The organism is Methylosinus sp. C49 (genome assembly GCF_009936375.1).
Classification (GTDB): domain Bacteria; phylum Pseudomonadota; class Alphaproteobacteria; order Rhizobiales; family Beijerinckiaceae; genus Methylosinus.
On record NZ_AP022333.1, the window covers coordinates 96,692 to 111,426 of the forward strand.

9 protein-coding genes and 1 pseudogene are annotated in these 14,735 nt (G+C 63.0%); 4 read left to right on the forward strand and 6 right to left on the reverse strand.

What is annotated here, in order from left to right; genetic code table 11:
• Positions 1 to 96 precede the first annotated feature (96 nt).
• The 4 genes from GYH34_RS18830 to GYH34_RS18845 are packed head-to-tail and all read right to left on the reverse strand — an operon-like array spanning position 97 to position 8,955.
• Entirely contained in the window at positions 97 to 1,491 is a 1,395-nt protein-coding gene (locus tag GYH34_RS18830) for an efflux transporter outer membrane subunit (protein WP_161915152.1), read from the reverse strand.
• Positions 1,488 to 4,772, reverse strand: coding sequence for an efflux RND transporter permease subunit (locus tag GYH34_RS18835; protein WP_244635403.1), 3,285 nt, complete (start codon positions 4,770 to 4,772; stop codon positions 1,488 to 1,490). The genes GYH34_RS18830 and GYH34_RS18835 overlap by 4 nt, the downstream gene beginning before the upstream one ends.
• Positions 4,769 to 7,873 carry an efflux RND transporter permease subunit gene (locus GYH34_RS18840; RefSeq protein ID WP_161915153.1) on the reverse strand — a complete coding sequence of 1,035 codons (3,105 nt, stop codon included), beginning with the start codon at positions 7,871 to 7,873 and terminating at the stop codon, positions 4,769 to 4,771. The genes GYH34_RS18835 and GYH34_RS18840 overlap by 4 nt, the downstream gene beginning before the upstream one ends.
• Complete coding sequence (locus GYH34_RS18845) at positions 7,870 to 8,955, reverse strand: MdtA/MuxA family multidrug efflux RND transporter periplasmic adaptor subunit (protein ID WP_244635404.1); 1,086 nt, start codon at positions 8,953 to 8,955, stop codon at positions 7,870 to 7,872. The genes GYH34_RS18840 and GYH34_RS18845 overlap by 4 nt, the downstream gene beginning before the upstream one ends.
• 371 nt (positions 8,956 to 9,326) lie before the next feature.
• On the opposite strand from GYH34_RS18845, the gene GYH34_RS18850 reads away from it, so the two are divergent.
• The 4 genes and pseudogenes from GYH34_RS18850 (at position 9,327) to GYH34_RS18865 (ending at position 12,231) form a co-directional block, all read left to right on the forward strand.
• A complete protein-coding gene (locus GYH34_RS18850; RefSeq protein ID WP_161915155.1) occupies positions 9,327 to 10,049 on the forward strand; it encodes a response regulator transcription factor in 723 nt (240 codons plus the stop codon).
• Positions 10,046 to 11,359 (forward strand): ATP-binding protein, encoded by a 1,314-nt coding sequence (locus tag GYH34_RS18855; protein WP_161915156.1) that lies wholly within the window; start codon positions 10,046 to 10,048, stop codon positions 11,357 to 11,359. Before GYH34_RS18850 ends, GYH34_RS18855 begins: the two co-directional genes overlap by 4 nt.
• A gap of 75 nt (positions 11,360 to 11,434) precedes the next feature.
• Positions 11,435 to 11,599: pseudogene (locus GYH34_RS21990) on the forward strand (IS6 family transposase); the annotation flags it as partial.
• 362 nt (positions 11,600 to 11,961) lie between these two features.
• On the forward strand, positions 11,962 to 12,231 hold the full coding sequence (locus tag GYH34_RS18865; protein ID WP_161915157.1) for an AraC family transcriptional regulator ligand-binding domain-containing protein: 270 nt from the start codon (positions 11,962 to 11,964) through the stop codon (positions 12,229 to 12,231).
• A 168-nt stretch (positions 12,232 to 12,399) separates the two neighbouring features.
• Here GYH34_RS18865 and GYH34_RS18870 read toward each other — a convergent pair whose 3' ends face one another.
• Positions 12,400 to 13,815 (reverse strand): HAMP domain-containing sensor histidine kinase, encoded by a 1,416-nt coding sequence (locus tag GYH34_RS18870; RefSeq protein ID WP_161915158.1) that lies wholly within the window; start codon positions 13,813 to 13,815, stop codon positions 12,400 to 12,402.
• Positions 13,812 to 14,489, reverse strand: a complete 678-nt coding sequence (locus tag GYH34_RS18875) for a response regulator transcription factor (RefSeq protein WP_161915159.1) — start codon at positions 14,487 to 14,489, stop codon at positions 13,812 to 13,814. Before GYH34_RS18875 ends, GYH34_RS18870 begins: the two co-directional genes overlap by 4 nt.
• Positions 14,490 to 14,735 lie beyond the last annotated feature (246 nt).

Sequence of the window (14,735 nt, forward strand, 5' to 3'; positions counted from 1 at the left end):
GTGAGGATTGGGATAAGTCCGGCGAACATAGCGCCAACCCGACCGCGAGAAAAATTCGCGATACAGAACCACAGACTGCACCGCAACCCGGCTCCTTCAACGCTCCGAGGGCGCGGGTCTCCAGCCGCCTCCTAGGGCCATCATCAGATTCGCGCTCGCAGTGAGCCGGCGCTGCCGAATTTGCAGCGCAGTCTCTTCATTGGAAAGCGCAGTTGCTTGCGCCGTGACCACTGCCGTATAGGCCGAGGCTCCCGCCTTGTATTGATTGAGCGTGATCTCGACGGCGTGCTGCGAGACTCGAACCGCTTCCGACTGCGCTGAGGCTTGTCGGGCGAGGAGGCGAAGATCGGAGAGTTGATCCTCCACCGCCTGGAAGGCGGCGAGCACGGTTTGGCGATAATTGGCGACGCTCTGTTCATATGCCGCTCGAGCAGCGTCGACGGTCGCTTCGCGCGCGCCTCCGTCGATCAGCAGCAGACTGCCGCTTGCCGCCAGCGACCAAGCGGCGTTGCTGGCCGAGATCAGCGGCGGCACGCCCGAATAGCCGGCGACGGCTGCGAGGTCGATGGTCGGAAAATAGGCCGCAATCGCGACGCCGATCAGCGCATTCTGCTGTTGCATCTTGCGCTCCGCCTCAGCGATGTCCGGCCGACGCTCGAGCAGTGAGGACGGAAGCGCGGCGGGAGACGTCGGAACAGCGCGGGGCAACTCGCCGCGCGGAATCGACAGATCGGACGGAGGCTTGCCGATCAGCAGCGCGATCGCATGTTCGTATTGCGCGCGTGAGACCTCCGCGCCGATGGCCGAGGCGCGCGTCGTCTCGAGTTGCGTCTGAGCAGTAATCACATCCGACAGGGCGGCGACGCCCGCGGCATATTGGTTCTGCGTAATCTTCAGGCTGCGTTCGTAGGCGCGCGCCGTGTCGTTCAGCAGACGCGCCAGCGAGTCCTGATAGCGCAGTGAGAAATAGTCGGTGACGAGCGTCGCTTGCGCAGAGAGCGTCAAATCGGCGAGCTGCGCAGCGCTAGCTCCCGCGCTGGCTTCAGCGCTCTCGATCTGACGGCGGGTCTTTCCCCATAGGTCGATCTCCCAGCTCACCGTGGCTTCCGCCGTCTGCGTCGTGGCTATCGATCCGGAGCTGCGCGCACGCGTCGAAGAGCCGCTGGCCGACAGGCTCGGGAACAGGCTCGACTGATCCTCACGCACGACGGCGAGCGCTTGCCGATAGGCTGCCTCATAGGATTTCAAATTTTGGTTGTCGATCGCGACCAGCGGAACGAGCTTGTCGAGCATCGGATCCTTGAACACGCGCCACCAGTATCCGCGATCGGCGCCGTCGGCCGGCTCGGCGATCTTCCAGCCTTTCGGCGCCTCTTTGAACGCGACGGGCGTGGCCACGTCGGGTCGCAGATAATCCGGGCCGACCATCAGACAACCCTGAAGCGACAGCAGCGCGCCGCAGAGGCAGAAGAACATCGAAAAGCGCTTCATTCCGCGAGCTCCGCGACACTCGACCCCGGAAAGACGCGCCGCCAGAACCGGCGCGACCACAGCCGGAGGCGATCGAGATAGAGATAGACGACGGGAGTCGTATAGAGCGTCAGCAATTGGCTGACGATCAGCCCGCCGATGATAGAGACGCCGAGTGGACGCCGCAGCTCGGCGCCGACGCCTTGATCGAGCACCAGCGGCGCGGCCCCGAGCAGTGCCGCGAAGGTCGTCATCATGATGGGGCGAAAGCGCGCGAGGCAGGCGCGATGTATCGCCTCGGCTGGCGGCAGGCCGTCCTCCCGTTCTGCTTGCAGCGCGAAATCGACGATCATTATGGCGTTCTTCTTGACGATGCCGATGAGCAGGAACACGCCTATGAGCGCGATGACGGTGAAATCCGAGCCGGCGATGATCAATGCGAGCACGGCGCCGACTCCCGCGGAGGGGAGAGTCGAGAGGATCGTCAGCGGATGCACATAGCTCTCGTAGAGAATTCCGAGCACGGCGTAGACGGCGAGAAGCGCCGATCCGATCAGCAGCGGCATGGTTCCGATGAGCGACTTGGACGCGCCGGCCGAGCCGCCGAAAGAGCCGTGGATCGAGCTCGGCAAATGGATCTCTGCGACCGCCGTCTCGATCGCGGCGGTCGCATCGGCCAGTGTCCTCCCCGGCGCGAGATTGAAGGAAATCGTCGCTGCGGCGGCCTGGCCTTGGTGGTTGATCTGGACTGGGGTCGTCGTCGCCTCGAGCCGCGAGAAGGCGGTGATCGGAATCATCGCCGCCCGGCTGGAGCTGATGGCGGCGGCGCTCGACGCGCGGCCGCCGCTGCTCGTGGCAATCGAATTGGTCGCCTTGTTGCGCGCTGAGGAGCTTCCGGAGGTCGACCGCGTCGAGCTGTTCGTCGAGGAGGTCGACACGGTCCCATCGGTGGCGTTGGTGGAGGAACTCCCGCTCGCGGTCTCTCCCGAGGTGCTGACATAGATCTGCTCGATCGAGGAGGGATCCTGCAGATAGCGCGGCGCTAGTCCCATCACGACATGGTATTGATTTTGGTCCTGATAGATGGTCGACACCTGCCGCTGCCCGAAGGCGTCGTAGAGCGTTGCGTCGATAACGTCCGGCGTCACCTCGTAGCGCGCCGCCGTCGCCCGATCGATCACGACCTTAGTTTCGAGTCCGCCGATCTGCTGATCGGACGTGACGTCGACGAGCGCCTCCTGCTGCTTCATTGCGGCGTAGAGCTTCGGCCCCCATTTCCGAAGCTCGGCGGCGTCGTCTGCGAGCAGCGTGTATTGGAACTGGGCGAAGCTCATGCGGCCGCCGAGAAAAAGCTCTTGTCGCGGAAACATCATCACCTCTGCGCCGGGGATTTCAGCGAGCTTCGGGCGCAGCCGCGCCATCACCGCGAAAGCGGAATCCCGCCCCTTGTCGAGGGGCTCGAGGGTGGTGAACATTCGCGCCTGATTGACCGCGCCGTCGCCGATGGAGGCCGTCACCGTCTCGACGGCCGGATCGGCCCGCACGATCGCGAGCGCCTGCTCGACTTTCCGACGCATCGCCTCGAAGGAGATGCTTTGATCGGCGCGGATGCCACCCAGCATCAACCCGCCATCCTCCTGCGGAAAAAGGCTCTTCGGCGCCACGGCGAAGAGGAAGATGTTGAAGGCGATCGTGAGGAAAAGGGAGAGAAGGACGAGGCGCGGATGGGAGAGCGCGCCACGCAGAGAAAGGTCGTAGCTCCGTCGCATCGCGTCGAGCGCGGCTCCGGCCGCACGTCCGAGACGACTGGAGCGGCGCTCCTCTTCGCCCGAGAGAAAGAGTGCGCACATCACTGGCGTCGTGGTGAGCGCGAGCAGAAGGGACACGCCGATCGCGATCGAGAGCACGACGGCGAACTCGTGGAACAGCCGACCGACGAGGCCGCCCATGAGAAAGATCGGCAGAAACACGGCGATGAGCGAGACACTCATCGAGACGACGGTGAAGCTCACCTCCCCGGCGCCGCGAATGGCGGCCTCTATGCGCGGAACGCCGGCTTCCCTGTGGCGAGCGATGTTCTCCAATACGACGATCGAATCGTCGACGACGAAGCCGGTGGCGATCGTCAGAGCCATCAGCGAGAGATTGTCGAGACTGTAACCGCATAATTTCATCACGGCAAAGGAGCCGAGGATCGACACCGGCACGGTAACGGCCGGGATCAGCGTCGCGCGGAAGCTGCGCAGAAAGACGAAGACGACGAGCACGACCAGCGCCACGGCGATGACGAGCGACTGCTCCGCGTGAGCGAGCGACGAACGTATGGTGACGCTGCGGTCGCCGGAAAGATTGAGCTCGACATCGCCGGGCAAGGCGGCTCGCAGCTGCGGCAGCAAAGCTTTCACATGATCGACGATCTCCACGATATTGCCGCCCGGCTGCTTGAAAAGAACCAGCACGACTGCGGTTTTGTCGTTCACATAGCCGATGTTACGCACATTCTCGACCGAGTCGGAGACCTCCGCGATGTCGCGAAGGAAGACGGGTCGACCGTCGCGAAAGGCGACGACGAGGTCGCCGTAGTCGGAAGCGTGGGTCGCCTGATCGTTCGCATAGAGCTGGAAGCGACGCTCGCCTTCGTCGATCACGCCTTTGGCGCTATTGGCGTTCGCGGCCGAGAGAGCGGCGCGAATCTCCTCCATGGCGATCCCATAATCGAACAATGCGCGAGGATCGAGATCGACGCGAACGGCAGGAAGGGAGCTGCCTCCCACATCGACGTTACCGATCCCTTCGACCTGGAGAAGACGTTGCTGGAGAATGGTCGCTGCACTGTCGTAGAGCTGACCGGACGTGAGCGTTTTCGATGAAAGCGCCAGGATCAGGATCGGCGCCTCGGCGGGATTGAACTTGCGATAGGTCGGCTTGGATTTGAGCGCGGTCGGAAGATCGGCGCGCGCGGCGTCGATCGCAGCCTTCACGTCGCGCGCCGCGCCGTTGATGTCACGATCGAGACCAAATTGCAGAATGACTCGCGTCGAGCCGACCGCATTCTCGGAGGTCATCTCGGCGACGTCCGCGATCTGGCCGAGGCGGCGTTCGAGCGGAGCCGCCACGGTGGACGCCATCGTCTCCGGGCTGGCGCCGGGCATTTGCGCCTGAACCATGATGGTCGGGAAATCCACCTTCGGCAGCGGCGCGACAGGCAGATATCCGAACGCCAAAAGGCCGGAGACGGCGATCGCGAGAGTCAGCAGCGTCGTGGCGACTGGCCGCCCGACGAAGAGCGCGGCCATGCTCACGAGACGCTCTCCTCCTGTCGTGCGCCGAAGCGCTCCCGCAGTCGCACAGCCAGTCGATCGAAAGCGAGATAGACGGCCGGCGTCGTGAAGAGGGTCAGCAGTTGGCTGACGGCGAGGCCGCCGATCATGGCGACGCCGAGCGGCTGGCGCAGCTCCGAGCCATTGCCCGAGCCGAGCGCCATCGGCGCCGCAGAGATCAACGCCACCATCGTCGTCATCAGAATCGGCCGGAAGCGCAGAAGGCAGGCGCGGCGGATTGCCTCGCGCGGCGTCAAGCCCTCGTCGCGTTCGGCGACGATGGCGAAGTCGATCATCATGATCGCATTCTTCTTGACGATCCCGATGAGGAGAATGATCGCGATGATCGCGATGACATCGAGATTGGAGCCGGTGATCGTCATCGCCAGCAGCGCGCCGAGGGCGGCGGAAGGGAGCGTGGAGAGGATCGTCAGAGGATGAACGAAGCTCTCATAGAGCACCCCGAGCACGACATACATGACGAGAACGGCCGCGAGAATGAGATAGAGCTCGTTCGTCAGCGAGGAGCGGAAGGCGGCGGTCGCTCCTTGAAAATGCGTGCCGAAGCTCGCCGGCAGGCCGATGGCGCGCTCGGCGGTCTCGACCGCAGTGATCGCATCGCCCAAAGCAGCGCCGCTCGCCAGATTAAACGAGATCGTCGTCGCCGGAAATTGCGCGAAATGCCCGATCTGAACCGGCTTGCGGCCGACGACGACGCGCGCCATGGCGGAGAGCGGCGCCTGTCCCCCGCTCGCCGTCGCCGATGGCAGATAGATCGAATCGAACGTGTCGAGGCCGCGCCGCAGGTCGGGGTCGGCTTCCAGTATGACCCGCCTCTGGTCTGCTTGCGTGAAGATCGTGCTGACGATGCGCTGACCGAAACTGTCGTAGAGCGCATTGTCGATCGTCGCCAGAGTAATGCCGAAGCGCGCCGCCGTCGCGCGATCGACCTCGATCATGGCGGCGAGGCCGTCGTCCTGCAGATCGCTGGTCACGTCCACGAGTCCGGACGTCTTGCGAAGCTCCGCGATGAGCTTCGGCGTCCAGGCGCCGAGCTCGACAGACGAGGGGTTGTCGAGAGTGAACTGATATTGTGTCGCGCTGACTTCGGTTTCGACGGTGAGGTCCTGCGCCGGTTGCATGTAGAGAGCGATGCCGGCGACCTTCGAGACATTCCCTTGAATGCGGCGGATGATTTCGCCCGCCGAGAGGCGCCGCTCGGATTTGGGACGCAGAACGATCTGCATGCGGCCCCTGTTGAGCGTCGTGTTGTCGCCGTCGATGCCGATGAAGGAAGATAGGTCGACGACATCCTCGTCCTCGAGGACCACCTTGGCGAGTTCGGTCTGCAGCTGGCTCATGCGTGAAAAGGAAATAGACTGCGACGCCTCGGTGACGCCTTGGATGACGCCCGTGTCCTGCGCCGGAAAGAACCCCTTCGGCACGACGAGAGCGAGCGCGCCCGTCAAGGCGAGAGTGGCGGCGGCGACGGCGAGCGTCACATTCTGCTGATCGAGGGAGACGGCGAGCGCTCGGTCGTAGCCGGCAAGCAGGGAATCGAACCATCCACGACTGTCGCCGGCGCGCGCGTCTGACTGCTTCGGCTGCTCGCGCAGGAGCCGCGCGCACATCATCGGAACGAAGGTCAAGGATACGATAGCCGAAATGACGATCGCCGAAGCGAGGGTCACGGAGAATTCATAGAATAGACGGCCGATCATATCGCTCATGAAGAAGAGCGGAATGAGCACGGCGAGCAGCGAGACCGTCAAAGACACGATGGTGAAGGCGATCTCGCGTGAGCCTTTCAGCGCGGCGTCGAACGGGCGCATGCCCGCTTCGATATGACGGCTGATGTTCTCGATGACGACGATCGCGTCATCGACAACGAAGCCGGTCGCTATGGTCAGCGCCATCAAGGAGAGGTTGTCGAGGCTAAAGCGCCACAGATACATCGCGGCGAAAGCGCCGACGAGCGACAGCGGAACCGACAGGCTCGGAATGAGCGTCGCGCGCAGATTGCGCAGGAACAAGAAAATCACCATCACGACGAGGGCGATCGCGAGACCGAGCTCGAATTCGACGTCCTCGATCGACGCGCGAATCGTAGTCGTGCGATCGGCGATCACCTGGGCCTGGACGGAGGAAGGAAGGCTCGCCGTCAGCTGCGGCAGCAACGCTTTGACCGCCTCGACCACATTGATGACATTGGCGCCGGGCTGGCGCTGCACGTTGAGCAGAATTGCCGGCGCAGCGTTCGCCCAGGCGCGCAGCTGCGTGTTCTCCGCATCGCGCTCGACCTTCGCCACATCGGAGAGCCGGACAGGGCGGCCGTTCTTAAAGGCGATCACCGAATCGAGATAGTCACGCGGGTCCTGGATCTGGTCGTTGGCGTCGATCGTGTAGGAGCGCTGCGCTCCGTCCAGAGTGCCTTTTGGCGTGTTGACATTGATGTTGCCGAGCGTCGTGCGCAGATCATCGATGTTGAGCCCATGCGCCGACAAGGCGCGTATATCGGCGCGCGCGCGAACCGCCGGCTTGTGGCCACCGGCGAGCGTCACCAATCCGACGCCGGCGAGCTGCGAGATCTTTTGCGCGAGCCGCGTGTCGGCGAGCGTCTGGAGCTCGATCAGCGGCGTCGTCGGCGACGTCACCGCAATGACGAGGATCGGAGCGTCGGCCGGATTGATCTTGGCGTAGACCGGCGGCGTGGGGAGGTCGCTCGGCAACAGATTCGTCGCGGCGTTGATCGCCGCCTGCACCTCCTGCTCGGCGATGTCGAGCGACAGCGAAAGATCGAATTGCAGCGTGATAACGGAAGCGCCGGCCGAGGATTTCGAGGACATCTGACGCAGACTCGCCATCTGCCCCAGCTGTTTTTCGAGCGGCGCCGTGACGGCGGAAGTCATGACCTCCGGACTGGCGCCCGGATAGAAGGTCTGGACCTGAATCGTCGGATATTCGACTGTCGGAAGCGCCGAGAGCGGCAGATAGCGCCAGGCGACGACGCCGACGAAGAGTAGCGCCGCCATGAGCAGCGTCGTCGCCACCGGCCGCAGGATGAACAAGCGCGACGGATTCATGGGCGGCCCCGGTCCGCTCGCGCCGACTGTGAGGGGATGCGAATTTTCGCGCCCTCGCTCAGGCGCTCGGCGCCTTCGACGACGAGGCGGTCGCCCGGCGCCAAGCCGGACAGGATCGCGACGTTGCCGCCGGCGGACGCGCCGGTCGTGATCTTGCGAACGGACACGGTGTCGCCGGAGTTGACGACATAGACGAATGTACCCGGCGCGCCGCTGCGTATGGCGGTCGCCGGCGCGACGACGACGTCGCGCTGAGTGTCGAGCAAGAGCTCGACATTGACGAACTGATTGGGAAAAAGAGCGCCGTTGGCGTTCTCGAACAAAGCGCGAAGCTTCACCGTGCCGGTGCTGGTGTCTATCTGATTGTCGACGGCGTCGAGAACGCCGGTGGCGAGCTTTTCGGCATAGGCGCGGTCGTAGACGGTCACCGCCGGACGCGCGCCTTCCCGCAGTCGCTTCATGAGCTTGCGCAGGCTCTCTTCCGGCAGCGTGAAGACGACCGAGATCGGATCGATCTGCGTGACGACGACGACGCCATTCGTGTCGGATGGCGTGACGTAATTGCCGACGTCCACCTGGCGCAGTCCCACACGGCCGTGCACCGGGGAAACGATGCGACAATAGACGAGATTGAGCTTCTGCGTGTCGACCTGCCCCTTGTCGCTGCGCACGAGGCCTTCATATTGCCGGACTGTCGCCGCGGCCGTGTCGACCGTCTGCCGCGACGTCGAATCCTGCTTGATCAGACGCTGATAGCGTTGCAGATCGAGACGCGCATTATCGAGCAGCGCCTGATCCTTCTCGAGCTGTCCCTGATATTGGGTGAGCAACGCTTCATAGGGGCGGGGGTCGATCTGGACGAGCAGCTCGCCCTTCTCGACCATCTGGCCCTCGTGGAAGTGGATCTCGGTCAGATAGCCGCTGATCTGCGATTTCACCGTCGCCGTTGCGAGCGAGCTGATCGTGCCGAGCGACGTCAGCGTCACTGGCACGTCGCCCTTCGTCAACGTCGCCACCGAGACCGATTGCGCGGATGCGGCGCCCGGCGCGGCCATTCCCGGAGGCCCTCCGGGTGGACCCATGCTCGGGCGCTTCCATGGCGCGCGCAAAAGCAGAACCCCCGCGACGACGGCCAGCGCGGCGAGCGGTATCAGCCAACGGCGAGCCGTCGCGCCGATCATGCGCGCCGGGCGGTTCGAACTCGTGCAGAATGAGAGGCGCTTTTCCATGAGAACAGGCGAAATCCAGGGCCGAGGCGACGCTGCCCGGTCATCCGCCCGGACTATGAAGCCAGGCCGCGGCAGTTTTCAACTAAGTGATTGTTTATTTTATATTTTAACGCAATGTGTCAGTTTCGACACAGACCGAATATTGCCGATCGGCGCAATCGCGCCTATCCAACTCTTGTCGCTTCGGCGAACTCGGCGCGCAGTCTCGGGAGTCCGACATAGCGTTGAACAAGACCCATAACATTCTCATTGTCGAGGACGATCTCGACATACGCGATCTTCTCGCCGGCTTTCTCCGAGCCAAGGGCTTCGGAGTCACGGCTTGTGGCAGCTCCGAGGAAGCCGGGCTGATCCTGGCGCGGGAGCGTATCGATCTCGTACTCCTCGACGTCATGTTGCCGGGCGCGGATGGATTCGAGTTGTGCCGGAGCCTGCGTTCGTCGGGCGGCCCGCGCATCATCATGCTGACGGCGCTCAGCGAGCCGGTCGACAAAGTCGTCGGATTGGAGCTCGGCGCCGACGATTATGTCGGCAAGCCTTTCGATCTTCGTGAACTGCTGGCGCGTATTCGCGCCGTGCTTCGCCGCCCGCAGTTCGGCGACCCAGAACCACACGCCTTCAAAGCCGAACAGGTCTTGCACTTTTCAGGCTTCGCCTTCCACCCGCAGCGCCGATTTCTGCGTTCGGCCGCCGGCTTGCGTGTGCCGCTCACCGGCGCCGAGACGGATTTATTGCTTGTGTTCTGCCGGAACAGGCGCCGAATTCTCTCCCGAGAGGAGCTGATAAATCTCTCGCGCGGTGAAGGTTTCGCGATTGCGCCGCGGTCCGTCGATCTCCTCGTCAGCCGCCTTCGCCGCAAGCTGTCCGGCGACGATCCCTTCGCCGACGTCATCCGCACGGTGCGCGCGGACGGATACGCCTTTCAGCCGGAAGTCTCGATTGAATGATACAGCGCTTCTTCACCACGACGCTCGGTCAGATCATTGCAATCATCGCCGTGTCCTCGGCGACGACTTTCTTTCTCTTTCTCGCCATTCTCTCGACCCTCAACACCAATCTCCCACCGCCGCCGCCATGGCCTTGGCCGAGCGCCTATCGAATCGCTTTCGTCTTCGAGAGTGTCCTCGGAGCGCCGGAGGATGCGCGCGCGGCTATCGTCGCTGCTGCGCGCCGACGCGATTTCGCAGTCCAACTCACGTCCTCGCCGGTCGTTTGCGACGGAAACACGAAGGACGCCCAAACTCTCCAATCGGCGCTGCGATCGAAATTCAACCATGCTTTTTCTGAGCCGACAGTCCGCTCTTGCAGCTCCGGCGACCCCGCGACCGATCTTCAAGCGCTGCTGCCATTAGATGGACGAACGCTCGAGATCCGAAGCGGCAAGCCGGGGGGCGACCACTTTTCACGACTCACCCTTCCGCTCGTAGGCGCCCTGCTGTTCCTTTGCGTGGCGGTCACCGCATTGTCCGCTTGGGCCGTTTGGCGCGTTACCGGGCCATTGCGTCGTCTCGCCGACAAGGCCGACGCCTTCGGACGCGAGATCGTGCTGGAGCCCATCCAGGAAGAAGGGCCGCTCGAAATACGACGAGTGGCGAGAGCCTTCAATCTGATGCAGGAACGCGTCACGCGCTCCATGAGCGATCGCACACGCATGCTAGCGGCCGTCGGGCATGACCTCAGGACGCCTCTCACACGCATGCGTCTACAGTTGCAAGCCGGGAAAATGGAAAGTCTCAGAAGCAAGCTTCTGCGCGATGTCGATCTGATGCATTCGATGGTCGCCTCGACACTCTCCTTTCTCAGCGGCGCCTTCGACGTGGAAGAGAAGGAATGGCTCGATCTCAGCGCTCTATTGTCGACACTATGTGACGAGTTCGAAGAAACGGGGGCCCGGATCGCTTATGAAGGCGGCGCCGACATCTGCTTTTTCTGTCGGCCCAACGCGATCAATCGCGCGTTGACAAATCTGATCGAAAATGCCCTTCATTTCGGCGATCGCGTCGACGTCTCCGCTTCGATGGACGGAACTCAAATCGTGCTCGACGTTGTCGATGACGGTCCAGGCGTTCCCGCCGAAAGAATCGAGGAAATTCTCGAACCTTTCGTTCGCCTCGACCCATCGCGCTCCGCAAGGCCGGGAAGCGTCGGCCTCGGACTTTCTATCGTCAAAGAAATCGTCGAAGCGCATCGGGGTCGACTCGAACTTCACCAACGGGACCCGCACGGCCTCATCGCTAGAATTGTATTTCCGGTTTAGGGCTCTGTCGCGAGTTTTTTCTCGCGGACGGGTTTGGGCTATGTTCGCCGGGCGTAGGGCAGGCGGAATAGTAGGATGATCGATTTCAAGGGCAGCCATTTTGAACGCGACGTGATCCTGTGGGGTGTCCGCTGATATATGGCGTATCCGATGAGCTATCGTCAGCTCGAGGAAATGATGGAAGAGCGCGGCGTCGAGGTCGACCATTCCACGCTCAACCGCTGGGTCGCCCAATATGCGTTGCGCTTTTTGCGCAAGGCGATCGGCCGAAGAAGATAACGATCGACAAAAGCGGAGCCAATACGGCGGCGATCGAAAGCTACAATGAGGAGCGTGAAGCGGACCTCGAAATCGGCGCGTCAAATATCTCAATAATATCGTCGAGCAGGACCATCGAGCAGTGAACCTGCGTGACGCGTCCGACGCTGGGTTTCAAATCATTCCGATCGGCAGCGGCGACGCTTTCCGGGATCGAGCTGATGCACATGATTCGAAAGGGGCAGACGCGAACGACCAACGAAATGCGTCCCGCGCAGCAATTCTATCCCCTCGCCGCCTGAGCCCGCCTGCCGGCGACCCTTCATCTCGGCGCGCAAGCATGCGTGAACACAGCGCAATATTTCGCCCTTTGGCGGGCGATCGAGGAGCTGAATATCTCCGAAAGGGACGGAGAATGCGCCGTAACGGTCGAGTGGCTGCACGCGACAGAGCCCGCGCCGAGAATCGCGGTGGATGTGGATTTCGCTTCATTGGTCGAGCTGGGCACGCGCGGCTCTGGAACGCGCCTCACGCCGCTGCGCATGGACGTGGCGCGGCCGGCCCCAAGGACCGATGCGCATGCTGCGCTTTTTCGGATGCGCGATCCGCTATGACGCGCCGCGCGACAATCTGGTCTTGAGCTCCAAGGATCGGCCATTGGCGCGATCCGCAAGCTGATTGGCGTCCACAGCGACAGGCGAGAACATTCTCAAATGTCGTCTCGACACGGTCATCACCGAGACCGGCGGAACAAGCTTAATCCTCACGCGAGTTCAAGCCCTTCAGCCGGCCGCCATCCGACCTAGATCGATGCGGCTGCGAGCTGACGCAGAGGGCAACCGCACAACGAATGTCGCTCCGCCGCCTTCGGTCGTCCGCACCTCGATAGAGCCATGCAATTCGTCGAGCAGCTCACGCACGATCGCGAGTCCGAGGCCTGCTCCGCGCGAGGCGTCGTTCTTGCGCCAGAAGGCTTCGAAAATACGCTCTCGGTCGTCGGGCGCGACGCCTTCGCCATGGTCGGCGACCTCGATCACCGCTTCGGGGAGAACTCGGACGACGACCGTGCCGCCGTCGGGCTCCGCGCGCACGGCGTTCTCGACGAGATTGGCGACGATGCTCTCGACCGCCCAGCCGTCGATCCGCGCTGCGACCGGCGCGGGCGGCGGCTCGAATGCGATATTGCGGCGATTATCGATGGCGATCGGCATATAATCCGCAGTGATCGCGAGCACAGTGCGGCCGAGGTCGATCTCGCGGTCGCTTTTCTTGTCGGATCCGCCGCCGAGACGCGCCAAAATCAGCAATTGATCGACAATCGTCTGAATTCGCCGCACGTCGCGTTCGATGTCGTGTTTGAGCGGCTTATCGTTCAGCCTGTCCACTCGCGCCTTCAAAATGGCGACGGGCGTGCGCAATTCGTGCGCAGCATTGGCGGTGAAGCGGCGGTGCCTTTCGACGCCGTCACGAACGCGGTCGAAAGCGCTGTTGACCGCTTCCACGAAAGGAAGAACCTCCGTCGGCAGGTCCCTCGGCGCGATCCGGCGGTCGAGCGAGTTCACGTCGACCGCCGCAGCCTCGGCCGCCGCGGACCGCAATGGCGCGAGGCATCGGCGGACAACGAGCCATGCGACGGCCGCCACCGCCGCGCACAGTGGAACGAAGGCGACGAAATTAATCAACTTCAGATGATTGTAGAGCTGCTGAAGCACGTCGTCCCAGTGAAAATATGCGCCATAGACGATGATCCGCATTCTTCCGATCGGCGTCTCCGTTATTCGGTCATAGCCGCGCGCGTCCGGGTTGGGATCGTCGGCGAGATGAAACATCGTCCCGAAGCTCTGGACCTTGGCGCTCGCGTCGAAGTTGGACGCGAGTTCCGCGGACGAACCCGGAAGCAGCGCGCCATCCTTCGGCTCGAAAACGGCGAAGCGAAACTCCGGGTTGCGCTGCATATGGACGAGGAGGCTATGCGTGAGCTCGATGCGCTTCGTCCCGGACGCGTCCGCGCGAAGCGCGTCGATGACGAGACTGCGGGCTCGACGCGTCGTCCAGCTCTCGAGGCCGACCTCGGCAATATCGCCAATTCGTAGAGCGGCGAGCGGCAGATAGACCGTCGCCGGCAGGGTGAAGAAGACGATCGCGAGCGTCGCCACCCAGGAGACGACGAGCCGCGAGGACAAAGATCGGCCGGTCACGCGCGCGCCTTGCGAATGAGATAGCCGATGCCGCGCGCGGCGTGAATCTCCACGCCGGCCGCTTGCTTCTCGAGGCGCTGGCGCAGGCGCGACACCAGCATTTTCAGCGCGTCGATCTGCGCCGTTTCGCCGAAGCCGTAGATATCCTCGAACAGCGAGTCGTGAGTGACGGCGCGCCCCACTCGCCGCACGAGGGCCTCGAGCAGCAGCAATTCCCTCCTGTGCAGCACGAATGGCCGCCCGGAGACTTGCGCCTCGCGCGCTTCGAGATCGAAGGACAGATTGCCGACGACGATCGGCGGCTGCGAGCGTCCGCCCGGACGCCGCAGGCTTGCCCTGATGCGCGCCACCAGCTCGTCGGCGTCGAAAGGCTTGGAGAGATAGTCGTCGGCTCCGGCGTCGAGGCCGCTGATCTTGTCGTCTGTCGAGTGCAGTGCGGTGACGAACACGATGCGGATGCCCGGCCGCAAGCGGCGGATCGTCGGCACCACGCTGATCGAGTCTCCATCTGGAAGACGGCGGTCGAGCAGCACCAGCGGATAGTCCCTGGTCCGCAGCGCCTCCAACGCCTCGGCGATGTCGCCGACTTGGTCTGTCACGAATCCCGCATCATCGATGCGGTCTGCTATCAGCGCCGCCATCTCGCGCTGGTCTTCGACTATGAGAATGCGCACAAAGAGCTCCCGCCGCCACGACGCTCCGCACCATGAGAAAGCATTCGCTCCTTCGAATGGCCTCTCCCGGCGATCATTTTCGCAACTGTGTCGAATTTGCAACTACTTGCCCAAATTCGTGTCGTAGCGCCGCGCCATCTCGCCGGCGTCGTGCGGTAGAGTGATATCATATTATTGATATATCAATATATTTTTTGTTGACGCGCCGGGGCGTGCGCCGTTCGAACGATTCGCTGTGTTACGACC